The sequence below is a fragment of the Rhizobium ruizarguesonis genome (genome assembly GCF_012349115.1).
Taxonomy (GTDB): Bacteria; Pseudomonadota; Alphaproteobacteria; order Rhizobiales; family Rhizobiaceae; genus Rhizobium; species Rhizobium ruizarguesonis.
Genome location: NZ_PQIG01000067.1, coordinates 125407 through 150478 on the forward strand (window position 1 = coordinate 125407; position 25072 = coordinate 150478).

The window sequence follows — 25072 nt, forward strand, 5'->3', positions numbered from 1 at the left end:
GGCATGAGCAAAGCTTACCTCAACTACGCCGCAAAGCGCCTCGTGCAGGCGATCGTCGTGATCCTGCTGGCTTATGTCTTCACCTTCGTCGTCGTCAGCATCCTGCCCGGCGACCCGATAACCAATGTCCTGAACAATCCTCAAAACGGGTTCACGCAGGAGGAGATCAAGGAGATCATCGCCGCCCAAGGCCTGGATAAGCCGATCCCGGTGCAGCTATGGACATCCTTTTCCGGCTTCGTGACCGGCGATCTGGGCCTGTCGATGCGGACCAATCGGCCTGTGACGACCCTGATTGCCGAGGTACTCCCGTCGACGTTGGTGCTTGCTTCCGCAGGTCTCGTCACAGCACTTATTCTCGCAGCGGTGATCGCCTATGGCACACAGTTTCTTCCGAAACGGTTCGGCCAAGGCCTGCTGCGAGGTTTCCCGTCATTGTTCCTGTCGGTGCCCAACTTCGTGATCGGCCTGGTGCTGATCCACCTCTTCGGTTTCCAGCTCGGCGTCTTTCGCGTGATCGAGCCCGACAGCTTCTGGGCGACACTTTTCGCGGCGATCGCGCTCGGCATCCCCATCTCCGCGCAAATCGCCGAAGTCCTCATCGCCAACCTCGACCATGAGTCCGGGCAGGAATACGCCGCCGTCGCGCGCGGTCGCGGCCTTTCGCAAATGCGCCTGTTCGCCAAGCACCTGCTCAAGCCGTCGTCGCTCCCTGTCGTCACCGTCATCGCGCTGACCATCGGCGAACTGCTTGGCGGCTCGCTGATCACCGAGACGGTGTTCGGACGCACCGGTCTCGGCAGCCTGGTGCAAAGGTCGGTGAGCACGCAGGACCTGCCCGTGCTTCAGGCGGTCGTCTCGCTGGCGGCGGTGGTCTTCGTGATCGTCAACCTGATCGCCGATCTTGCCTACCCGCTGCTCGACCCGCGCGTAAAGCTCCTCGGCGCTCCCGAGCGTCGTCCAACCACAGCCGACGAAATTTCCGTCGGCATTTCCAAGGTGGTGACGCCATGACCCTCGCCTCCACCTACTCTACCTCGCGCGTCACCGCGGTCGGGCGGCTGACGGCGCTGCGCGTACCGCCGGTCGTCGCGCTTTCTTTGGCGATCGTCGCGCTGGCGATCGCCTGGTCGCTCGCCCCGAGCCTGTTCACCAGCTATGACCCGGTCAACGGCGTTCCCGCGCAAAAGCTGCTAGGCCCCAGTGCGGCGCACTGGTTCGGCACTGATCACCTCGGTCGCGACCTCTATACCCGCGTCGTCTATGGCACGGCCTCCTCTGTGGCGAGCGCGCTGATCGCCGTGGTCATCGGCGTTGTCGCCGGCGGCCTCATCGGCCTGCTCGCCGGCTTCTTCGGCGGCTGGGTGGATACCCTGTTTGCCCGCCTGGTCGACGTGCTGCTTGCAATTCCAAAATTCCTGCTGGCCGTCATCGTCGTCACCGCGATCGGCTTCGACACCACCAACGCCGCCATCGCAACCGGCGTCTCGGCGGTGGCTCTCTTCGCCCGGGTGATGCGCTCGGAGGTCATCAAGACCCGGCAGGCGACGTTCGTCGAGTCTTCATTTCTCCTGGGTGGCTCGCGCTGGCACATCCTGTGGCGCCACGTGCTGCCGAACGCGTCGCGCTCGGTGCTGCCGCTTGCAGTGCTGCAGTTCGGCGACTCGATCCTGGTGATCGCCAGCCTCGCTTTCCTCGGTTACGGCGACCCGCCGCCCGCCTCCGACTGGGGCCTGCTGATCTCGATCGGCAAGGATTACCTCAAATGGCCGTGGCTCGTTTACGCGCCCGCATTCGTCACGATCGCAACCGTCCTTTCTGTGAACAGGATCAGCCGATGGCTTCGCAAGACAGACTGACTGAGCTTTTCGCCCGTATTGACGCCACCGGATCGGCGCTCCCGCAATCGGCCCCCCTGCTCCGGATCGACGGGCTGTCGGTTTCCTACGGACCGCAGGAAGTCGTCAGCAACGTCGGGTTTGAACTCGGCCGCGGCAAGAGCCTCGCCCTCATCGGAGAGTCGGGATCGGGCAAATCGACGATCGCGCGCGCGGTGTTGCGACTGCTCCCCACGGGTGGACGCGCGACCGGCCGCGTCGAGTTCAACGGCCAGGAGGTGTTGGGGCTCTCGGAACGTCGTTTCCGGCCACTGCGAGGACGTGCGATCGGGTTCGTGCCGCAAGACCCCGGCAATTCGCTCAACCCCGTCCGGACGATCGGCGCCCAGGCGATGGAGGCGGCCGCGCTCATCGACGAACCCAACACGGCAATCCGCAAGGCGCTCGTCCTGGAAACCTTCGCCCAGGTCGGGCTCGACAACCCCCAGCGCGTATACGACTCCTACCCGCACCAACTGTCCGGCGGCATGCTGCAGCGCGTGTTGATCGGCCTTGCCGTTCTTCCACGCCCGTTGCTGCTGGTCGCGGACGAGCCGACCTCGGCGCTCGACGTCACGATCCAGAAGCGCATCCTCGACCTGCTTTCCAAGTTGCAGCACGAGCTTGAGATCAGCTTGCTCCTCATCACCCACGACCTGGCGATCGCCGCCGAGCGGGCCGATGCGCTGGTGGTCCTCAAGGACGGCGTCGTTCAGGAAGCCGGCAACACTGCGGCTGTCTTCTCTGCGCCCGCCTCGGCATATGCTAGGAAGTTGCATGCCGACGTCCCGGCGCTCAACCCGGACCGCTACCGTGCGCTGCGCGATCCCGCCTTCCGTTTCCTCGGGACCAAGGCCGACAAGGCACCGAAGATCGAGGTTAGCGGCGTCACCAAGACGTTCACGGTGGACGGCAAGGTTCTGACGGCCGTCAACGACGTGTCGTTTGCCGTCCAGGCTGGCACCACACACGCGCTGGTCGGCGAATCCGGTTCGGGCAAGACGACGGCAATCCGGCTGCTGCTTGGGCTCGAACAACCCGACATCGGCACGATCGCGGTCGCCGGCGAGCAGCTCCATGGTCGTTCGCACGAGTCGCTGCGCGCGGTATGGCGCCACCTTCAGCTCGTCTATCAGAATCCGTTCACCTCGCTGGACCCGACCTGGAAAGTCGAGCAGCTGGTGCGCGAACCGCTCGACCGGTTCAAGATCGGAACAGCCAACGAACGCGCCGAGCGAGTCCGCGAAGCGCTGGCCAATGTCGGACTAGGAGAACACCTGCTTTTGCGCAAGCCGGAAGCCTTGTCAGGTGGCCAGCGCCAGCGCGTGGCGATCGCCCGAGCGCTGGTCCTCAAGCCTGATGTGATCGTGCTCGATGAGCCCACTTCCGCGCTCGACGTCAGCGTCCAGGCGGATATCGTCGAGGTGCTGCTTTCGCTGCAGGCCAAGCTTGGCTTGACCTATGTATTCGTATCCCACGACCTGGCCCTGGTTCGCCAACTCGCCCACACCGTCTCGGTGATGCAGTGCGGACGCATCGTCGAACATGGGATCGTCACCGACATCTTTGAAAGACCCCAGCAGCCCTATACCCGCTCGCTGCTGGAATCGATCCCATCCGGCATTGCCGGGGATGCCCGCGTGTCACGCCTGGAACCCCGTCGCATCATCAGCAGGGAAAAGATCGCATGACCATCGCTGCCCCTCTAAATCCTCTGCCCGTGTCGTTCCGCCCAAAGCAGCGGCTTGGCTTCAACACCAGGGTGTCGTTCAACGACGAAGCCGGACCGGCGCAAGGTCTGCGCGACGGGATCGAGTTGTTCAAGGAAGCCGAGCGGCTGGGTTACCAGTCGGGCTGGGCCTATCAGCGACATTTCGATCACTACCTGTCCTCGCCGCTTCCGTTCTTCGCCGCCGCCGGTCAGCACACCAAGCACATCAACCTGGGATCGGCGGTCATCCCGATGCGCTACCAGGATCCTATCCTGCTTGCCGAAGCGGCCGGTACGACCGACTTGCTCATCGATGGCCGGCTTGAACTTGCCATATCGACCGGTGCCAACGCGGCGTTCGACGCAGTGTTCGGTACAGTCGACACCGATGCCCGGACGGAAGCCAAACGGCGCCAGGCACGCTTCCTCTCGGCGATTGCGGGCGAAGTCCTCCATACTGTCGTTTCGCCGGGCCAGGGTGCTCCGCAAGGTGCGGAATTGCGGGTAACGCCGCATAGCCCGACCCTGCGCTCCCGCATTCGGCAAGGTTCAGCCAGCCTCAGCTCGGCCGTGCAGGCAGCCGAACTCGGGATCGGACTCATCTCGGGAACCGTGCAGCACGGCCAGGCCGAGGGCGAGACTTTCGGGCAGTACCAGGCTCGCATCATCGAGACGTTCCGTACCACCTGGCTCACGATCTGGGGAACGGAGCCGCCACCCGTCGCCGTCGCCGCCTCCATCCTGGTTGGGACGACCGCAGAACTTCGAGAGAAATACGCTGCCTATGACCTCGAGCGTCGCACCATCGGAATTGCCGCGTCGCGTCCCAAAGGTGCCCTCGCGCCTCCCAGCCAGCCTGTCGGCGCTCAGATCTCGCCTGTCTTCCAGGGCACGCCCGATCAAGTGATTGAAGCCGTGTTCAATGACCCGGGCCTCGCAGCCGCGGACGAGGTCGTGCTCTTCCTGCCCCCCGCCTTCGGCCTCGCGGAGAACGTAAGGTTGCTGACCGATCTGGCCGAGACAGTTGCTCCAGCACTTGGCTGGTCGCCTGCCTTGTAACCCATGCAGAGGCTAAACGGCTTGATGCCAAGACAGTTGAAGACGGCCTGTGTCAACGCCATGGCGGGGAGTGGGTCCTACTCCATCCGCCACGATAGCGAATATTTTCTATAAAATCGATAGAAAGAGAATGACCTGTCTTCCTCGCGGCGCTACCGCGCCCTAACGTCAATGCAATGGTCTGCAACCTGAAGGAGCTCACATGTCCGCGGAATTCATTAGCGTCAGCTTTCCTAACGCGTCGAACGACCTCAACCCCATTCCCGACGCGCCTGTAGATTCTCGTTTCCTGGAGCGGTACGCACGTGCCCTTGATGATTACGGTTTCAACTACACGCTGATCCCCTACTCCTCCTCCTCCTTCGATCCCTTCACGCTCGGCGCAACCGTCCTGGCACACACGAAGCATATCAAGATCATCGTGGCTTTGCGCCCGAACACCGTCTATCCAACGGTCGCCGCCAAATCGCTTGCAACACTCGATCAGTTGAGCGGCGGGCGTGTTGTCGTTCACTTCATTGCGGGCGGCAGCGACGAAGAGCAGGCTCGCGAAGGCGACTTCCTCAACAAAGAGGAGCGTTACGAGCGGCAGGAAGAATATATCCGGATCCTCCGTCTGGCCTGGACGTCCAAAGAAGCCTTCGACTTCGATGGCAAATACTACCAGTTCAAGCAATTCCGCAGCGCGGTGCGCCCAACCAGTGGCCTGATTCCGATTTCGGTCGGCGGTTCGTCGGATGCCGCCTATCGCATCGGGGGTTCTCTGGGCGACATTTTCGGGCTCTGGGGCGAGCCGCTTGCAGAAACAAAGCAGCAGATCGAACGGATATACGCGGAAGCGGCAAAGGCAGGCCGGACGGATCGCCCTCGCATATGGGTTACCTTCCGGCCGATCGTGGCGGAAACTGACGAGTTGGCATGGGAGAAGGCGCATAGAGTTCTCGACCAGTTGAACGAAAACCGTCAGAAAGGCTTGGCACGCGCACCACTCAATGCGGCACGCCCGGCCAATGTCGGCTCTCAGCGGCTTCTTGACATCGCGGCGCGCGGCGATGTCCATGACCGCGCTCTATGGTATCCGACGGTGACCGCGACCAATGCTGGCGGCGCCACCACTGCGCTGGTGGGTTCGCCGCGCACCATTGCCGATTCCATCCTCGACTACATCGATCTTGGCTGCGATCTGATCTCGATCCGCGGCTATGACAATTACAATGATGCGGTCGATTACGGCCGTTACATCCTGCCGCTGGTGCGCGAAGGCATTCGCGAACGGGAAGAGGCGAATAAGAAGAAAAGTGCTGCGTGATATGTGCAGTCTGGCCCGAGCGCCGGACTGCACACCCCCTTTTCTCAACGCAGCCGGATCTGCTGTCCTTTGCCTAGGGGCATTGTTCCCTTAACAGCCAGAAAGCGTCGACCCGCATGGCCTATGATGTAATCGTTCCAGATGAAACCGTGCGTGTTCTCGCGGAAGCCGCACCGGATGCGGATCGAACCGGCCAATTTCCCTGGACCGGTATCTATGCCGTTCATCAGAGCGGCCTGCTCGAGAGCACCGTTGCAACCCGCTATGGCGGTGAAGGCGGAACACTCGGCGATGCGGCCCACATTCTGGCGGCGCTGGGGCGGGGTGATCCCTCGGTGGCGCTGATCAGCGCCATGACGATCTTCAATCATCTCGGCCAAGCCGCAAAGAACCATTGGCCTGATGATCTGTACAGGCGTCTGCTGGCGGAGGCTAAGCAGAAACCGTTATTGCTCAACGCCGCGCGCGTCGAGCCGGAACTGGGGTCTCCGGCACGTGGCGGTCTACCCGCGACCGTTGCCCGCCGCACGGCAAACGGCTGGTCGATCACGGGTCGCAAGCGCTTCGTGACCGGCGCATACGGTCTGACGCATTTCCTTGTCTGGGCGCATACCGACGAGACGCCCGCGCGTGTCGGAACGTTCGTCGTGCCGAACGGATTGCCCGGCATCGATGTGATCGAGAACTGGAACAGCCTGGGCATGCGCGCCACAGGTTCGCATGACGTCGAATATACCGACGTCGAGATCTCGGCGGAAAACGTGCTGGAACTCGTCGATCCGTCGGTGGCCCAGCAGGACAATCGCGCCCATGCGGCGATGACCTTGGCGCTGACCGCGATCTATCTCGGCGCGGCCGAAGCCGCGCAAGCGGCCTTCATCCGCTTCGCACATGAACGCGTGCCGGCCAATCTGGGCCATCCCATTGCCCGAACAGAGCGGTTTGTGGCGCTCTCGGGCGAGATCGACCTGCTGGTCGCTGGCGCCCGGCAGATCATTTTTGGCGCGCTTGAGGCCGACCATGGTGACGCGGAAAGGATGATAAGGGCTCGGCTGATCGCGGGCCGGCAACTGCGTGAAGCCGTGCAGATCGCGGTACGCGGCATCGGCAATCCGGGTCTTAGTGCCGACTTGGGGCTTGAACGGCATTTCAGGGATATCCAATCCGTGCTCGTCCACGCGCCGCAGGAAGATACATCCATTTCGATATTGGGCCGGGCTGCCTTTGATCGATGGAATAGAGAGGAAAGTGTCCGCTCTGGCTATCCGGCAGGGCTGGCGGTCCTCAAAACAGCATAGCAAACAGAGCGCCTCGCCCGATGACCTCCCTCCTCCCTCGCATGATCGAGGCGAACTCGCGAAAGGAATTTAGATGAGCAACGATCTGATCGTCGGCTTCTCGGGCAATCTGTCCCGCCCGTCCAGCACCAGGCGCTTCGTGGAGAGCGTCGCGGAATCGCTGGCGAAGCAGGCAGGCCTGCAGCATGCGGTGTTCGACATCGAGGACCTCGGCACCTCACTGGCGGCCGCAAGATCGGTCGCGGACCTCGATCCTGCAGCAAAAAAGGTGATCCAAACGATCATCGAAGCTGAAGCGCTCGTCATCGGCTCGCCAACCTACAAAGGGAGCTATACCGGCCTGTTCAAGCACGTCTTCGATCTTCTCGATCCTGCAGACCTGCGCGGCAAACCCGTCATCCTGACGGCAACCGGCGGCGGCGATCGACACTCCCTCGTTGTCGAGCATCAGCTTCGCCCGCTGTTTGCTTTTTTCGAGGCCTTTGTGCTGCCGACAGCAATCTACGCCTCAAGCCGCGATTTCACGGATGGCATTCCGTCAACGGCTATTCTCGGTCGCGTAAACCAGGCGCTGGCGGAGGCTTCCGTCCTTGTGAAGGCCCGCTCGACGGCAGACGCGATCGCCGCAGAATAAGCAGTCGGCCGGCAAAAATGACTGCACCAAAGAAATACGTCGTCGGCATCACCGATCACATGTTCGGCGCGCCTGATCTCGAGGCAGAAGTGCTCGGCGACGATGTCGAGATCGAGTTCTTCGCCAGCACCGACGAAGCATCTTTCGATCCAGATCGATTGGCGAGGCTCGATGCCCTGATGGTCTGGGGCGCGCGGCTCGGGTCGCGCAGCATCGCCCATCTTTCCCGCTGCAAAGGCGTCGTGCGCTACGGTGTCGGCTACGAGAAGATCGATCTTTCGGCTCTGGCGGATGCAGGCATTCCGTTCGCCAACAATCCCGATTATGGCACGGAGGAAGTCGCCGACCATGCAGTCGCGATGATCCTGTCGCTGCACCGGCGACTCTGGGAGCACGACGCTCGCGCCCGTGGCTACACGTCCGGATGGCAGGTCCATAGCCTGAAGCCGCTTAGCCGCTCGAACCGGGCCGCGGTGGGTGTTGTCGGCGTCGGGCGGATCGGCACAGCGGTGGTGAACCGCCTGAAGCCATTTGGATTCCGCATCCTGGGTTATGATCCCGGCCAGCCGCCAGGTCATGAGAAGGCGATCGGCTATGAACGCACCGACCGGCTTGACGACCTCTTCGCCCAGGCGGATATCATCACCCTGCATTGCCCGGCAAATAACCAGACGCGTGGCATTCTGGACGGGAGTGGGCTTTCCCGGCTCAAGCCTGGAGCCATCCTGGTCAACACCGCGCGCGGAGAGCTGCTCGACGATCTCGATGCGCTCGAAGCCTCACTGCGAAACGGCCAACTCGCGGCGGCGGCAATCGACACGCTGGCGCAGGAGCCGCCGCGCGAGCATCCGCTGCTGACAGCATGGCGCGATAGGAGTGACTGGCTTGAGGGGCGGCTGGTAATAACGCCACACAATGCCTTCTACTCCGATCATGCAGCCATCGAGATGCGCCACAACGCAGCGCAGACGGTCAAAATCCTGCTCGACGAGGGCCGGCTGCGAAATCAGATCACAGCGTGAGCGGCTGTCATTTGGAAACGAGACGTCAGGTCGAGCGCTTGCTATCCCGCTCTGACCGGAGGGCAACTCAGGTGTAGGTCTACCGACTGAAGGGTGATCGCCTTGACAGGAATCGAACCGTGAATTCAGCCTGGCACGCATGAGACTTTGGCTCGATATGACACGTTAACGACATACTGTCGTCCGCTGGTACAAAATCATTAGGGCAAGCATATCGTCTTTTGGAGCGGAATTCGCGGTTCGTCTTGCCGCCGGTCGTCTGCTCCCTAGATCCGACACATGGATACCGAGCGAACCACAGCTCCTATCAAATCGGTAAGAGCGTCTTCGCGGAAACCTCTCCAGAGGTTGAGCCCGGCCATTGTAGAGCAAGTCGAGCGCCTGCTCGGTGGACGCACGCGTGATATCCGTCTCAATGGCGAGCTGGCTCGGCTTTTTGGCGAACGCTCCTGGCCGCGGACTGCCAAGATCATCCGCGCGTGGATGGTTTGGGTTATCGTGCTCGACGTCCTGACGTTGGGCCTCAACGCGATCTTGCTTCCGACCGAAACCGTCATGTCGATGCTTTGGCCTGCGTCTATCCTTCCCCCCGCAGCTCTTGTCGCCGCGATAGCCTTCCTGCGGCCGCGCGCTTTGTGGGTGCAGGGAGTTTTCCTCCTCTCGGCTGTTTTTCTCATCCTCCTGTCCGTCGCCTTGGTGGGCGTGAACACCGGTGGCGAGTTTTACGAGCGGCATTTGACCATCATGCTTTTTGTGGCCGTCACCGCCATTATCATATTTCCCGTTCCACTCGGTTGGGCGATGGCGATCGGTGCTGCTGCCCTCGGTATCTACCTTGTGTTTCAACTGCGCAATCCGGGTATCGAAGCGGGAAGTGCTCTGGCCGGGACGCTGTTTTTCGCAAGCGGTGTGGCTGCAACCGTCGTTGCCCGACGCACCGCCACCATCTTCGCTCAGAAGACTTTCTTGCTTGAGTTACGAGATCGAAGTCGCCTCGCAGAGCTTACTGATGCTAATTCGCAGCTGGAATTGCTGGCGCGGACAGATCCGCTGACGGGTGTCGCCAACCGGCGTTCGATGATGGAAACGCTCCATCATTTCTGGGATGAGGACCTAAAACGAACGAACGGCGCGGCGATGCTGATGTGCGATGTCGACGACTTCAAGCGCCTCAACGATAATCTCGGGCATGCCGAAGGCGACCGCTGCCTGGTGAAAGTTGCCGGCATCATTCAGAGCAGCATGAGAGACGAGCGGGACCAGGTCGCCCGGTATGGAGGCGAAGAATTTCTCGTCTTTCTCCCAGGCTCTGATGAACAAGAGGCCCGGGGGGTTGCTGAGAGAATTCGCAGCCGAGTAGAAGCTGCATCTCTTCCAAATCCTACCTCCCGCGTCGGCCCCTGGGTCACTGTCAGCATCGGAATAGCAATATTGATGCAAAACAGCGAACTCGTGTCGGCAGAGCACATGCAGCGCCAAGCGGATGCGGCGCTCTATCTTGCCAAAAAGACCGGGCGCAACTGCGCGATGGTCCATGCTTCAGAGGTCGGTCAAGCCTCCGACTAAAGCCCTTCGCCTTTTTTATTGTCCAAAAGGACGACCTTAAAACGGCTGCAAGCCGGGTCCGGTGTCAGCCTCCCATACTTGACCATTTGACAGATATCCTACAAGTGGATATGTAACATGCATCTTATCGGCGATGCGAGAAAGTGACCGGCATGACATTGAAATCGATGAAGCCGCTGACGCGCGCGCCGCTGCTGCATGTCTCCGTTCAGGAAAGTCTGCGCGCCTACATCGACGACAACGGCCTTGCGCCCGGAACCCTGCTTCCGGCGGAAGGAGAGCTTGCCACCCAGCTCGGTGTCAGCCGCAATTCGCTGAGGGAAGGCATTAAGGCGCTGGAATCGCTCGGCGTGCTGGAGACGCGGCGCGGTGTCGGCATTTTCGTGAAGGCCTTTTCCTTCGAGCCGCTTCTCGACAACCTCGCTTACGGCCTCGGCGGCGCCCTGCGACAAATCGAGGAAGTCCTCGAAATCCGGCGCACGTTGGAAGTGGGATTGATCGGCAAGACGATCGACGTGATCGAGGAGGAGGACATCGCCGAGCTGCGTGCCACCGTCAATCGGATGCGCGCCCATGCCGAGCGCGGTGAAACCTTCGCGGAAGACGACCAGCTGTTCCACCGACTGCTGTTTCGCTGCCAGGACAATGAAACGCTCGTGCGGCTGATCGATGTCTTCTGGCTCGCCTTCTACAAGGCATCGGATTTCGTCAATCTCGAAAATACCGATCCGATGGCGACGTGGCGCGACCATGCCGCGATCGTCGATGCGATCGAGGCAAGAGATCTGGAGGAGGCGCGCAGACGCCTGGATCGTCACTACGAGGGCATTGCCCGGGTGATTGCCAACAACAAGACAAGTTCAAACGTGGGAGGAACACATGAAAAGACTGTCTAGATTATCCGTTATTGCGCTTGGCGCCCTGCTGTCGACGGCGGCCGTTCCGGCTCTTGTCGTTTCGGGCGTTGCAGCTGAGGCTCAGGCAGCCACGCTATCCGGCGGCTTCGATGTCGGCCCCGGAGGCTTCCAGGGCAACTTCAATCCGCTCGCCGCGACCGCCGGCTTCACCTGGCTCAGCGTCTACTACGAACCGCTGATCACCTATGATGAGAAGCTGCAGAAGGTCGTCGGCGCGCTGGCAAGCTCCTACGAGGTCAGCTCGGACCAGATGACCTACACGTTCAAGCTGGCAGACGCCAAATGGCATGACGGCAAACCGTTCACCGCCAAGGACACGAAGTTCACCATCACCCTTGCGATGGATGCGAAAACCGGCTCGGTGCTCGCTGCCCGGCTGAAGGGCATATCGTCGGTCGAGACGCCGGACGATCACACGGTTGTCATCAAGCTCAGCGCACCCAGCAGCAGTTTTCTCGACACGATGACCAAGGTGATGATGCTCCCCGAGCATGCGCTCTCCTCGATTCCGGCCGACCAGCTGGCGAAGAACGCGTGGTGGTCCACAGCTCCGATCGGCACCGGTCCGTTCAAATTCACCAAATACGTCTCGGATCAATATGTCGAACTTGCTGCAAACACTGATTATCGCGGTGGCAAACCCGCACTGGAACGCGTCATCAATCGCTATTTCGCCAACCCGACCGCAGCGATCGCGGCGCTGAGAGCCGGCGAAATCCAGTTCACCTATGTCGATTCCAACGACGTGCCGACCTTCAAGGACAACAAGGACTTCAAGGTCATCGAAGGCAACTCTTTCGTCGTTAACTATCTCGGCTTCAACCACGATTCCCCGCTCTGGAAGGACGTGCGCGTCCGCCAGGCGGTGATGTACGCGATCAATCGCGATGCCATCATCCAGAGCCTCTATGGCGGTGCGGCCAAGCCTGCCAATTGCGCCTATGTTGCCGAACAGCTGATACCCCCTGATATCGATAGCTATGCCTATGATCCCGAGAAGGCCAAGAAGCTTTTGACGGATGCCGGCTGGGACCAGATCAATGGCGGCAAGCCGATCACGCTTCTGACCTATTACACCACGCCGCTGGCGACCAACGTGCTTGCCGCAGTCCAGGCGATGCTTGCCCAGGTCGGCATCAACATCGTCCCGCGCGCCGTCGATGCGCCGACCTATAACAGCATCGTGCTCAATGCGACGCCGGACGTTGCCCAGTTCCAGATGGTTTATGCCGGGCTGCAGAACGGGCCGGATGCCGGAAGCATCAATGTCGGCCTCAACGAGAAGCAGATCCCTCCGGCCGGACCGAATGTCGCCAGGGTTCGCATGCCTGACCTCACCAAGGCGCTCGATAGTGCCTTGGCCGAGCCGGACAGTGCCAAGCGGGATGCCGCCTACCAGGACGTCTGCAAGGTGATGAACACGAACCTGCCCTGGGCGACGCTCTGGGTGGCAAACCGCTACGGCATCGTCTCGACCAAGGTGAAGGATTTCGTCTGGACGCCGGCGCCAGGCGGCGGCCCCTACCAGGCCAACCCGCAGAAATGGTCGATCGCCGAATAGGCGGTTTCCGGGAAAGCCTTGAGGGTGGCTTCGGCCACCCTGACAAGACGGATGAACCATGCTCCAATACAGTCTCAGACGCCTGGTCATAGGAATAGGCATGCTCGTCGCCCTGAGCATGCTGATCTTCCTGCTGCTGCGCCTGACGCCCGGCGATCCGATCGATGCCTTTATCGATCCGAACCTGCCGATGTCGCCGTCAGACCTTGCCGATCTGCGCAGAAACCTCGGGCTCGATCAGCCCTTGCCCGCGCAGTATCTGGGCTGGTTGCAGCAGGCGCTGACCGGCAATCTCGGCTATTCGATCAAGCGTCTCGATCAGCCGGTTCTCGGCCTGGTGCTGTCACGGATCGGCCCGACGGTGCTCTTGATGGGCACTGCACTTGTCTTCGCCATCGTCGCAGGCATCGCCTGCGGAGTGATCGGCGCCGTCCGCCGCAATTCGCTTGCCGATCTCTCCTTATCCGTGGTTGCGCTTGCCGGCATTTCGAGCCCGGCATTCCTCAGCGCGCTGATCGGCCTTTATATTTTCTCCGTCCGCCTGCACTGGATGCCATCAGGCGGCATGCTGACGCCGGGCGAGGAATTCTCGGTGGGCGATCTCCTCCACCATCTGATCCTGCCGGCGGCACTTCTGTCTGTCGCGCAAGCCGCATTGATCATGCGTTACATGCGCGCTTCGCTGCTCGAAGTCCTGAACCAGGATTACGTGCGCACCGCCCGCGCCAAGGGCGTTCGCGAGTTCTGGGTCATCACCAAGCATGCCTTGCGCAATGCGCTTCTTCCGATCGTCACGCTGATCGGCTCCACCATCGGGCTTGCAATCGGCGGCGCCATCTTCATCGAGAGCGTCTTCAACTGGCCGGGCATGGGTCTCTTGCTCGTCGACGCAGTGCAGACCCGCGACTACCCCGTCATCATGGGGGCGACGCTCGTCATCGGCACCTGCGTTATCGTCGTCAATCTTCTGACCGATATCACCTATGCGGTCGTCGACCCGCGCATCAAGGTGGGCTGATCATGCTGGCACGCTCTTCCGAACGCCGGAGCCCCGGACCACTTGCCCGCGCCTTCAGTCGGTTTCTGCTCAATCGCGCAGCCGTTGCCGGCGTCTGCATTGCCATTCCGATGCTGCTGCTGATCCTTTCCTATCCGCTATGGTGGGCTTTCCGGCCGAACGACATCGATCTTCTGGCCATGAATAGCGGCCCGACGGCGACGCACTGGTTCGGAGCCGATGGTGTCGGCCGCGACGTCTTCGCCCGCGTGCTCGAAGGCGGCCGGATTTCGCTGCTGGTCGCCGTCGCATCCACCGCGCTTTCCGCGGTCATCGGTTTTCTTTTCGGGGCAATCTCGGCGCTGGCAGGACGCTGGACGGACGCCGTCTCGATGCGCTTCGTCGATCTGGTGATGACCCTGCCGCCCGTCATCTTCCTGCTTGTGCTCGCCTCGATTGCCGGCACCGGCATCTGGCCGACGGTGCTGGTCATCTCGCTGCTCTCCTGGCCGCTGCTTGCGCGCATGATCCGCTCGCGGCTGCTGGAATTGCGTGAACGCGACTTCGTCATGGCCGCTCGCGGCATGGGCGCCGGCATCGGACATCTGCTCTTTCGCCACGGCCTGCCGAACTCGATCGATATCCTGGTGGTCTATGCAACGCTGCAGATTGCCAATGCCATCCTGCTCGAGGCGGGGCTGTCCTTTCTCGGTCTCGGCATCGCCCCGCCGGCAGCAAGCTGGGGCAACATGCTGAACGCGGCCCGCTCGACCGCCGTGCTCGAACAATATCCGTGGCAATGGCTCTTCCCCGGCGCCGCGCTGATCCTTGCCGTCCTGGCGATCAACTTCATTGGCGATGGCCTCAGAGATGCCTTCGACCCGCGTGCCGAACTGATTTGACAATCGAAAGAAGCGAAAATGACCAAATTCAAGGGTGTCGTTCCCCCCGTCGTAACACCGCTCAATCCGGATCTCACCGTCGACTACCCATCCTATACGCGCGTGCTCGAGCATCTGATCGGTGCCGGCTGCCATGGCGTATTCGTGCTCGGCTCGACGAGCGAGGTGATCTTCCATGACGAAAAGACCCGGCGGGACATCATCGAACATTCGGCCAAGGTGGTGAATGGCCGGGTGCCGCTGATCGTTGGGGTCATCGATCCAACCACGGATCGCGTCATCGCCCATGCGAAGGTTGCAAAGGCCGCTGGCGCCGATGCGGTCGTGGTGACGGCGCCATTCTATACGGTCACCAGCCAGTCCGAGATCCTCGACCACTTCCGTTATATCCGCGACGCGGTGGACATTCCGCTGATCGCCTACGACATTCCGGTCTGCGTTCACGTCAAGCTGCAGCGCCAGACCGTGGTCACGCTTGCCAGGGAAGGCGCCATAATCGGCCTCAAGGATTCCAGCGGCGATGACGGCAACTTCCGCTATGCGCTCCTCGACCTAGCCGAACACAAGGACGTCTTCCTGATGACCGGCTCCGAGATCGTCGTCGACACCGCCCTGCTGATGGGCGCCCATGGTGTTGTCCCTGGTATCGCCAATGTCGATCCGCACGGCTATGTCCGCCTTTGGAATGCTGCGCAGCGCGGCGACTGGGTCGCCGCGAAGAAGGAACAGGAGCGCCTCTGCCGCCTCTTCGAAATCGTCTGGGTCGCGCAGGGCCGCGTCAGTGGCGGCGCAGCCGGCATCGGCGCCTTCAAGACCGCTATGCGCAGCCTCGGCATCATCGATTCCGCCGTCATGCCGCGGCCGCGTGCCTCCCTCAACGAAGCCGAAACCGCGCGGATCGATGAGATCCTGCGTGCAACCGGTCTGCTGAACTGAGCCAGCTGATGGAACAGACCGCCGAACCCGTACTCGACATCAGAGGATTGCGAACGATCTTCCGCATCCGCGGCGGTGAGATCACGGCGGTCAACAATATCGACCTGACCGTTGCCGCCGGCGAGACGCTTGCGCTCGTCGGCGAATCCGGCTCCGGCAAGTCGGTCACCAGCCTGTCGGTCATGCGGCTGCTCACCCGCAACATCGGCGTGATCGCCGCAGGCAGCATCCGCCTTGCGACGAGCGACGGCGTGGTCCGCGATCTCGTCTCCCTCGATGAAGAGAGCATGCGCAGGATCAGGGGCGACGACATCGGCATGATATTCCAGGAGCCGATGTCGAGCCTCAATCCCGTCTTTACCATCGGTGACCAGATCGCCGAGCCGATCCGCATCCATCGCGGTGCCGATCGCAAGGCGGCGATGAACGCAGCCGTCGCGTTGCTTGAAAGCGTCGGCATACCGGACGCTCGACGCCGTGCCGGCCAATATCCGCACGAACTGTCGGGCGGCATGCGGCAGCGTGCGACGATCGCCATGGCGCTCGCCTGTGATCCGGCGCTGTTGATCGCCGACGAGCCGACCACGGCGCTCGATGTGACCATCCAGGCGCAGATTCTCGACCTGCTCCTCAAACTGCAGCGCGAGCGCGGCATGGCCATGCTCTTTGTCACCCACAATCTCGGCGTCGTCGCCGAAATCGCCCATCGCGTCGCGGTGATGTATGCTGGACGGATCGTCGAAGAAGGGCCGGTCGGCGAGGTCTTCCGTAATCCCAAGCATCCCTACACGATGGGCCTTCTCGCCTCCATGCCGCGCCTTGGCCATGCGGCGCGGATGAAACAGGCCGGCGAAAAGCTCGCTGCGATCCCCGGCATGGTCCCGAGCCTGATGAACATGCCGAGCGGCTGCGCCTTTTCCCCGCGCTGCAAGTTCGCGATCGAAGCCTGTCGCGTCACGGTTCCCGCGCTCGAACAGGTCAATCCGCAGCACCGCAGCCGCTGCATCAGATGGCAGGAGATCTAGATGAGCGCACCGCTGCTTTCCGTCCGCGACCTTTCGAAACATTATACCTCCCGTGGCACGCGGCTGAACATTCTTCAGGGCATCTCCTTCGATATCGGCAAGGGTGAAGTCGTCGGGCTTGTCGGCGAATCCGGCAGCGGAAAGACCACGATCGGGCGTTCCGTCCTTCGCCTCGTCGAACCCTCGTCCGGCAGCGTCCGTTTCGACGGGACGGAGCTCACAGCGCTTTCCGCCTCCGCGCTCAGACGGCAACGGCCGCGCATGCAGTATATATTCCAGGACCCCTTCGCCAGCCTGTCGCCGCGCATGACGATCGGTGAGATCCTGACGGAAGGCTTGCAGATCCAAGGGATCGGCACTGCCCGCGACAGGCTCGACCGGGCACTGTCGGCCTTGGCAGAGGTCGAACTGCCCGCCGATGCGATCAATCGGTACGCGCATGAATTTTCCGGTGGCCAGCGCCAACGCATCGGCATTGCCCGGGCGTTGACCTTGTCGCCCGACTTCATCGTCGCCGACGAGCCGGTCTCGGCGCTCGACGTGTCGATCCAGGCGCAGGTGATCAACCTGCTGCGCGACCTGCAGCAGCGGCTTGGCCTGACCATGCTGTTCATCTCGCATGACCTCGCCGTCGTCGAATATATCTGCGACCGGGTGATCGTGCTCTATCTCGGCCGCATCATGGAAGTCGCGCCGAGTGCCGATCTCTATGCGAGACCGCAGCATCCCTATACGCGCGCGCTTCTCTCGGCGATTCCCTCGCCTGATCCGGATGCCCGCCGTAACAGGCAGATCCTGAAAGGCGATATTCCAAGTCCGGCCAATCCGCCGAGCGGATGTGTTTTTCGCACACGCTGTCCGAGCGCGCTCGAGGCCTGTGCCGGCGCCGTTCCGCAACTGCGGGAAGTCGCGCCGGGCCACTTCAAGGCCTGCATTCGCGACGACCTCAACTGATCCGTCATCCATCGGGGAAAAACAGATGAACGCGAAGATGCCGCGTCCCGCCATCGGCGGAAATTGGGCGAGCCTGCTTCTGCCGATCGCAGCCGATGACAACATCGAATTCGGCAAGCTCGGTGAAGAGATCGACATCCTCATCGATGCCGGCGTCGATGGTATTTACTCAAATGGCACGGCCGGCGAATTCCACAATCAGACGGAGGTGGAGTTCGACAGGATCCAGGCAATGCTGGCCGAGCGCTGCAAGGCGTCTTCAAAGCCATTCGTCATCGGCGCCTGCCAGCCCGACCCGCTGATCATGCTCAATCGCGTCCGCCGCGCCGCCGCGCTCGATCCCCGCGCCATTCAGGTCATATTGCCGGACTGGTGGCCGCTCAACGATGCCGAAGCGATCGACTTCCTGAAACGAGCGGCCGAGGCTGCCGACGGAATTCCGTTCATCCTCTACAATCCGCCGCACGCAAAACGCGTGCTGGCACCAAAGGAGCTGGGCATGGTCTGCGCCGCGGTGCCTGAGGTGATCGGCATCAAGCTCGCCGATGGCGACGCCTCCTGGTATGCCGAGGCGCGCCGGCATCTGTCCGGGCTGTCACTCTTCGTCCCCGGCCATCATCTCGCAACCGGCACCAAGGAAGGTGTGGCAGCAGGCTCCTTTTCCAATGTGGCCTGCTTTAGTCCCCGCGGCGCTCAGACCTGGACGGTTTCGATGCGAAACGATATCGACGCCGCACTCGATCTGGAGCGACGCATCTGCACGTTCATGGACGCGCATATCGTCCCGTTTCGCCAGGAATTCGGCTATTCGAATGCCGCTCTCGACAAGCTTTTGAGTACGATCGGCAATTGGGGACCTGTGGGCACCCGTTTGCGGTTTCCCTATCGCTCGATAGACATGGCAGAAGCGGTCAGGTTGCGACCGATCGCACGCTCCGAACTCCCCGATCTTTTCCCCTGAGTTGGCGGGCCTGGCGCAGTAGCAACCTGCGTTGGTTTGTCTTGGTGGGGATCGAACCGAAGAGACAAGGTCCGATATGGCGCAGAACGAAAAGCTCTACCATCCCAGCCGAGCCGATATCTTGCTGGAGGCCTCTTTCAGCAGAACGATGAAGCGGTCGACGTCGCTCTTTTGCGTGCGGAAGGCCGGGGCGCCGACATTCACCGCGGCGATCACGGATCCGTCGAATGCCAGAACCGGCACCGAGACGGAGACGAGTTGATCGCTGACTTCACCGTAACTCACACAAAATCCCTGGCGGCGGATTTTATCCAATTCAGCAACCAGCTTGCCACGATCCGTGATCGTGCGCTTGGTCAGCCGCGGTAAAGTCTCGGGGATCATTTGCAGCTGCACCTGGGGGTGGAGATAGGCGAGAAGCACCTTGTAGGAGCCTGCGGTGAGCGGCCGTCTTCGACCGATCATCGCCTGCACCCGCAAGTCGCGCATCGGTTCGAACTTTGCAATACACAGGGATTCCCCATTGTCGATGATCCTGAGCTGGGTCGTTTCGTTCGCCTTCTGGCCGACTTCTTCAAGAATAGGATTGGCTATTCGCACCAGATCAACCTGTGTCGAGGCAGCGGTCCCGAGAATGATCGCAGTCGTTCCCAGCCGGTAAGTGCCCGTATCGCTCTTCCGCACCAGGCCGCGCCGTTCCAGTGTGCGTAACATGCGCAAAATTCTCGGCTTGGTTTCCCCGAGGTTGTGCGCCACCTCGGTCAGTCTGATATCCGGGTTCTTGGCGACGTTCAGCAATACCTCGATGCAAACATCAACAGATTGCACGATATCACTTTTTGACGGTTGTCTTTTGTCCATGGGACCAGAATTTTCTCCGTGACCAAAGCTGAAGGATTGGCGTATTTTCAAGTTACGCCTATCGTAACGCGCTTGTTTTCCGTTTGACAGCCCCCTTGAGGGCCCCTTACCAATTTGTGTCGAGAGTGGACGGGAACCTGCTCGTACCGACCAAACAAGGTCGGCCTAAAAACGCTAAACCGGGATTGAAGAAATGGCCGCAAAAACATTGACGCGGGCAGCGATCGGGCTGCTTGGCACGATCGCTATTCCTGCGATGGTCGCCGCACAGGAAACCCCGCTGACGATCGGGATGTCGACGACGCCGACGACGCTGGATCCTCATGAAGACAGTTCGGCGCCAAACAATGCGACCTCGCGCCATATCTGGGACAGCCTCATAAACCTCACGGGAACGTCGGCAAATGCGCCGGAACTCGCCACCGAATGGAAGGTCGTCGACCCTACCCACTGGGAATTCAAGCTGCGGAAGGGCGTGAAATTCCATGACGGCAGCGAGTTCAACGCCGATGACGTCATCGCTTCGCTTCTGCGTGCCCGCGACAAGCCCAGCCAGAGCTTTGCCTCCTACACCCGCAATATTGTCAATGTCACCGCCACGGATCCCTATACCATCGTCGTCGAGACAAAGGTTCCGGATCCGATCCTGCTGAATTCCGTCAGCCGAATTCGCATTATCAGCGCCGATTGCAAGGAGGCACCGGTCCAGGATTTCGACAACGGCAAGTGTGCAATCGGAACCGGGGCCTATTCCTTCGTCTCCTATTCGCCAGGCAGCAACCTGACCTTGAAGCGCAATGACAGCTATTTCGCAGGCCCCTCGCACTGGTCGAACGTCACGCTGCGCTTCCTGCCCGATGACGGCGCCCGTCTGGCATCGCTTCTCTCCAACGAGATCGACATTGTCGAAACCCTTCCTGCCGATGGAATGGCACGCGTGGAAGCGAGCGATAATCTGCAAGTCATCAACGGCCTGTCTTCCCGCTTCGTCTATCTTGGCCTCGATGTCAGCCGCGATGTTTCACCTTTCGTGAAGGCTGCGGATGGTTCCGATCTCGACAAGAACCCGCTCAAGGATGAACGGGTGCGTCAAGCAATGCTGATGTCGATCAACCGGCCGGCAATCGTCGACCGCGTCATGCAGAAGAACGGCACGGTGGCCGACCAATTCGTCACCCAAGGCTATGCGGGCTATTCCGAAAAAGTCGAGAAGGTGGGCTATGATCCCGCCGCCGCCAAGGCGCTTCTGGCCGAGGCCGGTTATCCCGATGGCTTCAGCCTGACCCTGCACGGTCCCTCTGGCCGTTACGTCAAGGATGCCGAAGTTCTGCAGGCGGTCGGCCAGATGTTCACACGCATCGGGATCAAATCGAAAGTCGAGGTCCTGCCCTGGTCGATGTATTCGGAAGCCTATTCAAAGGGCACCTACAGCACCTATTTCGGCTCCTGGGGTGTGAACACCGGCGAAACCACCAATCCGACTGTCGCGCTCGTCGCCACGCGCGACGAGAAAAAGGGGACCGGCAGATATAATGGCGGCGGCGTGTCCGATCCGAAGATCGACGAGGTGCTGGCCAAGGCGAGTTCGACACTCGATGAAGCTGCACGCGCGCCCCTTCTCGAGGAGCTGTCGACCGAGACCTTCAACAACCTCTGGCTCCTCCCAATGCATTACGAAAACGTCGTGCTGGGTGCAAAGAAGACCGTGTCCTACACCCCGCGCGGCGACAAATATACGCTCGCTTATGACGTGAAGCCGGCGGACTAATGCATGTCGTCCAAAAGCCTGCAGCGGTTTTGGGACAAATAAAGATTTGAAGTGCGTCGCATCGATCCATTCGATGCGACGCGGTTTAACAGCATCATGGGGCCGCACCAGGGCCGTCCCTTTCTTCATCTCCCAGGAGACATTCATGCAGGAACTTGGAACGGGCGAAGCCGTCGCCCGGGCGAAGGCCATCTATGACTATGGCCAGACGGCCATCTTCGCCTCTCAGGCCGATCCCCGCCTCCATATGGTGCTTTATGTGCCACCGACGGCGGCAGACGGCCGCAAGCTCGACCTCCTGGTCGCGGTCCACGGCACCGGGCGCACGTCGGCCATCGACTTCCGCGATGGTTTTGCCGAATTCGGGCTCTACAACGACTGCGCCATCCTTTGCCCGATCTTCCCGGTTGGCGTTCTCGGCGATGGCGCGCGCTCCGGCTACAAGTTTCTTGAGGAAGGCGACATCCGCTACGATCAGGTCGTCCTTGCCATGGTCGCGGAGATGGCCGACAAATACCGCCAGGACTGGTCCAAATTCGCCATGTTCGGCTTCTCCGGCGGCGGGCATTTCGTGCACCGTTTCACCATCCTGCATCCGGAAAAGCTCTGGGCGGCATCGATTGGCGCACCTGGTTCCGTCACTCTTCTGGATCCGACGCGTGACTGGTGGGTCGGCATTCGGGATCTGGAGGCGCGCTTCGGCAAGGCCTTCCGACCCGAAGATCTCGCCAAGGTGCCGGTGCATATGATCGTCGGCGACGCCGATCTGGAGACCTGGGAAATCACCCACAAGCCGGGTGGCAAATATTATATGGATGGCGCAAATGACGCCGGCAAAACGCGGCCCGAACGCCTTGCCGCCTTGGCGAGCTCATTCCGCAAAGCGGGTGTCGATGTGACGTTCGATCGTGTTCCGGGCGTCTCTCACGACCGGATGAAAGTTCTGGGCTACGTCAAGGCCTTCCTGGCAAAGGTGCTGGAGGGTAGTCGCGCAAAATGAGAAATGCAACGATCGTGGCGCCTCAGCCGGAGGCCGTCGAAGCCGGCGCCGAAGTTCTCGAACGCGGCGGCAATGCCATCGACGCAGCACTTGCCTGTGCTTTCGTCCAGGGCGTGGTCGACCCGCAAATGGCCGGCATCGGCGGCTTCGGCTCCATGCATGTCTACATGCCGAAAAAGGGCATGCACGAGATCCTCGAATTTTATGCGCGCGCGCCGTTGAAGGCTGCGCCGGACATGTGGCTCGACAAGATCAAGCACCAGAGCCGCGACGGCTTCGGCTACGTGCTTGAAGGCAATATTTCCGATATCGGCTACCTTGCCGTCTGCACTCCGGGCTCGCTCAAGGGCTATGAGACCGCGCTGCGCGACTACGGCACCTTCGATTGGGCCGATCTCATCAAACCGGCCATCCGCCTTGCCCGTAACGGTTTCATGATCCGAAACCACATGCACTGGTATTGGGCCAAGGACCAGTCGAACGACGGTTTTGCCAACACGCTCGACAAGCTGCGCTTTTCTGAAACGGGCCGGAAAGTCTATTTCCACGACGACGGCACGCTCAAGAATGTCGGCGACCTGCTCGTCAACAAGGACATGGCAGAGACCCTCGAACGCATCGCGCGAAGCGGCGGCTCGGACATCTTCTATCACGGCGAACTGGCCGAACAGATCGCCGGCGATTTTAAGGAAAATGGCGGCTTGATCGATCGGCAGGATCTGGCGCGCTACGAATTGTCGAAGGTAGAGCCGGTTTGGGGCGACTACCGCGGCAACCGCATCGCCACCTCGCCTCCGCCAGGCTCGGGCTTCCCGATGCTGGAACTCCTGCATATCATGGAGCAGTTCGATGTCGGCTCGCTGCAGCATGGCAGCGCCGAACATGTCCGCATCCTGTTCGAAGCCATGAAGCGGATGACGATCGACAAGGACGCGCATATGGGCGATCCCGCCTATGTCGACGTGCCCTATGAAAAGCTGCTGTCGAAAGAGCATGCAAAGGTGCATGCCGGCGCGATCAAGGCGGGCGAGATCGCCAGCGTATCGCGCCTTGATGGGTCGCAGCGCGACACCACCCACATCTCGGTGATCGACAAGGACGGCAATGCCGTCGCGATGACCCACACCCTCGGCAGTCCCTCGGGCGCGATCACCGACGGCCTCGGCTTCATGTACAATGGCACGATGAGCCGCTTCAATCCGCTTCCCGGTAAGCCCGGCTCCATCGCGCCCGGCAAGCGGCGTCCCAGCTCGGCGGCGCCGACGATCGTCTTTAAGGGCGACGAACCCAGCATCGTCATCGGAGCGCCAGGCGGCAGCTATATTGCGCCCGCCGTTGCGCAATGCCTGATGAACATGATCGATTTCGACATGTCCGTGCTCGAAGCCGTCTCGGCGCCGAGGATCGTAGGGGTGTCAAATACGATCGACATCTGCAATCGCATTCGACACTCTGTCGAAGACGAGCTGCGGGCGCAGGGCTACCCGGTGGCGCGGTCGCCGCAGACATATGCGTTCGCCGCAGTCCACGCGATCAAGATTGACGGCGGCATCTCGAAAGGCGCGGCCGATCCGCAGCGCGACGGGATGGCGATCTCCGTCGCTTAAAGCATGTCGCGCAAAAGTGCGCAGCGGTTTTGCGACAACGAACGTGCGTAGAAACAAAGACGTCGATTCAAAACGTTACAGCGTCCTGCGGCTCTCGAAAAGACGAGCGGCGCTGTAGGGAGAGGTTCAATGGTCACATCCATCATCAGGCGGTTGATACAGGCGCTGTTCGTCGTTGTCGCGATGACGATCATTGTCTTCATCGGCGTCAATGTGATCGGCAACCCGGTCGACATCCTGATCAACCCGGACGCCAATCAGGCCGAGCGGGCACTCGTCATCGCGCATTACGGTCTGGATCAGCCGCTGTGGAAACAGTATCTGCTGTTTCTTCAGGGACTTCTGCACGGGGACTTCGGCAACAGCTTCGTTTATGGGCGGCCGGCGCTCGGTCTGATCCTCGAACGTCTCCCGGCAACGCTCGAACTGGCGATCACGGCTCTCGGCATCGCGCTGCTGTTCGGCCTGCCGCTTGGGCTATATGCAGGGCTCTACCCCAATCGGATTTCCTCCAAGCTGATCATGAGCGGCTCGATTCTGGGCTTCTCGCTTCCGACCTTCTGGGTCGGTCTCATGCTGATCATGGTGTTTTCCGTCGAGCTCGGCTGGTTGCCGACGAATGGCCGCGGCCCAACGCGGGAACTGCTCGGCGCACAATGGTCGTTTCTGACCGCAGACGGCATCCGGCACCTCTTATTGCCCGCCTTCAACCTGGCTCTGTTCAAGACGTCGCTCATTCTTCGGCTGACCCGCGCCGGCGTGCAGGAGGTCCTTCCTCAGGACTATGTGAAGTTTGCCCGCGCCAAGGGATTGCGAGAGCGGCGGATCATTTCCGTGCACGTTCTCAAGAACCTGATGATCCCGGTGGTGACCATCATCGGGCTCGAGTTCGGCTCACTGATCGCCTTTTCGGTCGTCACCGAAAGCATCTTTGCGTGGCCGGGCATGGGCAAGCTCATCATCGACTCGATCAATGTTCTCGATCGCCCCGTCATCGTCGCCTACCTGATGATGATGGTGCTGCTTTTCGTCGTCCTCAATTTCATCATCGATATCTGTTACACCCTTCTGGATCCGCGGGTCCGGCTGGAAGGAAAGGCTTGACCC

At 61.1% G+C, this 25072-nt stretch carries 22 protein-coding genes; 21 read left to right on the forward strand and 1 reads right to left on the reverse strand.

Annotation, left to right across the window (positions count from 1 at the left end):
- Positions 1 to 3: 3 nt before the first annotated feature.
- The 17 genes from C3Y91_RS09800 to C3Y91_RS09880 all read left to right on the forward strand — a co-directional run bounded on the left by C3Y91_RS09800 (position 4) and on the right by C3Y91_RS09880 (position 18729).
- Positions 4 to 1014, forward strand: a complete 1011-nt coding sequence (locus C3Y91_RS09800) for an ABC transporter permease (protein ID WP_024321550.1) — start codon at positions 4 to 6, stop codon at positions 1012 to 1014.
- Positions 1011 to 1859: an ABC transporter permease gene (locus tag C3Y91_RS09805; RefSeq protein ID WP_024321551.1), complete on the forward strand. Its 849-nt coding sequence runs from the start codon at positions 1011 to 1013 to the stop codon at positions 1857 to 1859. Before C3Y91_RS09800 ends, C3Y91_RS09805 begins: the two co-directional genes overlap by 4 nt.
- The gene (locus C3Y91_RS09810; protein ID WP_024321552.1) at positions 1838 to 3568 is read left to right on the forward strand and encodes a dipeptide ABC transporter ATP-binding protein; all 1731 of its coding nucleotides are present in this window, start codon (positions 1838 to 1840) and stop codon (positions 3566 to 3568) included. The genes C3Y91_RS09805 and C3Y91_RS09810 overlap by 22 nt, the downstream gene beginning before the upstream one ends.
- On the forward strand, positions 3565 to 4647 hold the full coding sequence (locus C3Y91_RS09815) for an LLM class flavin-dependent oxidoreductase (RefSeq protein ID WP_024321553.1): 1083 nt from the start codon (positions 3565 to 3567) through the stop codon (positions 4645 to 4647). Before C3Y91_RS09810 ends, C3Y91_RS09815 begins: the two co-directional genes overlap by 4 nt.
- A gap of 202 nt (positions 4648 to 4849) precedes the next feature.
- Positions 4850 to 5956, forward strand: a complete 1107-nt coding sequence (locus C3Y91_RS09820) for an LLM class flavin-dependent oxidoreductase (RefSeq protein WP_024321554.1) — start codon at positions 4850 to 4852, stop codon at positions 5954 to 5956.
- 116 nt (positions 5957 to 6072) lie between these two features.
- A complete protein-coding gene (locus tag C3Y91_RS09825) occupies positions 6073 to 7254 on the forward strand; it encodes an acyl-CoA dehydrogenase family protein (protein WP_024321555.1) in 1182 nt (393 codons plus the stop codon).
- 73 nt (positions 7255 to 7327) lie between these two features.
- Complete coding sequence (msuE, locus tag C3Y91_RS09830; protein ID WP_024321556.1) at positions 7328 to 7888, forward strand: FMN reductase; 561 nt, start codon at positions 7328 to 7330, stop codon at positions 7886 to 7888.
- A gap of 17 nt (positions 7889 to 7905) precedes the next feature.
- Positions 7906 to 8910 (forward strand): C-terminal binding protein, encoded by a 1005-nt coding sequence (locus tag C3Y91_RS09835; protein ID WP_024321557.1) that lies wholly within the window; start codon positions 7906 to 7908, stop codon positions 8908 to 8910.
- A gap of 279 nt (positions 8911 to 9189) precedes the next feature.
- Entirely contained in the window at positions 9190 to 10476 is a 1287-nt protein-coding gene (locus tag C3Y91_RS09840; protein ID WP_024321558.1) for a GGDEF domain-containing protein, read from the forward strand.
- Positions 10477 to 10628: 152 nt separating this feature from the next.
- On the forward strand, positions 10629 to 11372 hold the full coding sequence (locus C3Y91_RS09845; protein WP_024321559.1) for a FadR/GntR family transcriptional regulator: 744 nt from the start codon (positions 10629 to 10631) through the stop codon (positions 11370 to 11372).
- Complete coding sequence (locus C3Y91_RS09850; protein ID WP_024321560.1) at positions 11356 to 12954, forward strand: ABC transporter substrate-binding protein; 1599 nt, start codon at positions 11356 to 11358, stop codon at positions 12952 to 12954. Before C3Y91_RS09845 ends, C3Y91_RS09850 begins: the two co-directional genes overlap by 17 nt.
- Before the next feature lie 58 nt (positions 12955 to 13012).
- Positions 13013 to 13972: an ABC transporter permease gene (locus C3Y91_RS09855; RefSeq protein WP_130663249.1), complete on the forward strand. Its 960-nt coding sequence runs from the start codon at positions 13013 to 13015 to the stop codon at positions 13970 to 13972.
- 2 nt (positions 13973 to 13974) lie between these two features.
- Entirely contained in the window at positions 13975 to 14853 is an 879-nt protein-coding gene (locus C3Y91_RS09860; RefSeq protein ID WP_130663250.1) for an ABC transporter permease, read from the forward strand.
- An 18-nt stretch (positions 14854 to 14871) separates the two neighbouring features.
- Positions 14872 to 15789 (forward strand): dihydrodipicolinate synthase family protein, encoded by a 918-nt coding sequence (locus C3Y91_RS09865; RefSeq protein WP_024321563.1) that lies wholly within the window; start codon positions 14872 to 14874, stop codon positions 15787 to 15789.
- 8 nt (positions 15790 to 15797) lie between these two features.
- Positions 15798 to 16814, forward strand: a complete 1017-nt coding sequence (locus C3Y91_RS09870; RefSeq protein WP_024321564.1) for an ABC transporter ATP-binding protein — start codon at positions 15798 to 15800, stop codon at positions 16812 to 16814.
- Complete coding sequence (locus C3Y91_RS09875; RefSeq protein ID WP_024321565.1) at positions 16815 to 17768, forward strand: ABC transporter ATP-binding protein; 954 nt, start codon at positions 16815 to 16817, stop codon at positions 17766 to 17768.
- Between the two features lie 25 nt (positions 17769 to 17793).
- Positions 17794 to 18729 carry a dihydrodipicolinate synthase family protein gene (locus tag C3Y91_RS09880; protein WP_130665708.1) on the forward strand — a complete coding sequence of 312 codons (936 nt, stop codon included), beginning with the start codon at positions 17794 to 17796 and terminating at the stop codon, positions 18727 to 18729.
- Positions 18730 to 18825: 96 nt separating this feature from the next.
- On the opposite strand, the gene C3Y91_RS09885 is transcribed toward C3Y91_RS09880, so the two are convergent.
- Positions 18826 to 19590: an IclR family transcriptional regulator gene (locus tag C3Y91_RS09885; protein ID WP_024321567.1), complete on the reverse strand. Its 765-nt coding sequence runs from the start codon at positions 19588 to 19590 to the stop codon at positions 18826 to 18828.
- Positions 19591 to 19783: 193 nt separating this feature from the next.
- On the opposite strand from C3Y91_RS09885, the gene C3Y91_RS09890 reads away from it, so the two are divergent.
- From C3Y91_RS09890 to C3Y91_RS09905, 4 genes are all read left to right on the forward strand, one after another.
- Positions 19784 to 21358 carry an ABC transporter substrate-binding protein gene (locus tag C3Y91_RS09890; protein ID WP_024321568.1) on the forward strand — a complete coding sequence of 525 codons (1575 nt, stop codon included), beginning with the start codon at positions 19784 to 19786 and terminating at the stop codon, positions 21356 to 21358.
- A 145-nt stretch (positions 21359 to 21503) separates the two neighbouring features.
- Positions 21504 to 22358, forward strand: coding sequence for an alpha/beta hydrolase (locus tag C3Y91_RS09895; RefSeq protein ID WP_024321569.1), 855 nt, complete (start codon positions 21504 to 21506; stop codon positions 22356 to 22358).
- Positions 22355 to 23965 carry a gamma-glutamyltransferase gene (gene ggt / locus C3Y91_RS09900; RefSeq protein ID WP_024321570.1) on the forward strand — a complete coding sequence of 537 codons (1611 nt, stop codon included), beginning with the start codon at positions 22355 to 22357 and terminating at the stop codon, positions 23963 to 23965. The genes C3Y91_RS09895 and ggt overlap by 4 nt, the downstream gene beginning before the upstream one ends.
- Positions 23966 to 24094: 129 nt before the next feature.
- A complete protein-coding gene (locus tag C3Y91_RS09905; protein WP_024321571.1) occupies positions 24095 to 25069 on the forward strand; it encodes an ABC transporter permease in 975 nt (324 codons plus the stop codon).
- The last annotated feature ends 3 nt before the right edge of the window (positions 25070 to 25072 follow it).